1 protein-coding gene is annotated in these 242 nt (G+C 76.9%); it reads right to left on the bottom strand.

Annotation, left to right across the window (positions count from 1 at the left end; translation table 11 throughout):
• The coding region (locus Q5762_RS39470; RefSeq protein ID WP_315897143.1) for a hypothetical protein at positions 1-242 on the bottom strand (242 nt) is incomplete at both ends.

The following is a 242-nucleotide window of genomic DNA, read 5'->3' as shown; positions in this document are numbered from 1 at the left end:
CGAGGGTCTCGGCGAGCCAGCCCCGGGCCGTGGCGAAGTCCACATGGGTCGGCTCGCGCCCCTGCAGCCAGGCCGCCTCGGGCAGGTGAATCAGGCGTCGATGCCCCTCCAGGCGGGCCCCGCCCTCCTGGAGCGCCTGACGCACCCGGCGTTCGCTCTCGCCGCTGAGCCGGGCCAGCAGGGCGGTGGCGATGCGCGGCCGCCCGGTATCGCCCAGGCCCCAGGCACAGCCGGCGACGATC

Origin of the sequence: Streptomyces sp. P9(2023) (genome assembly GCF_032436795.1) — a bacterium.
Classification (GTDB): domain Bacteria; phylum Actinomycetota; class Actinomycetes; order Streptomycetales; family Streptomycetaceae; genus Streptomyces.
This window is presented reverse-complemented; position numbering and strand designations above follow the sequence as displayed.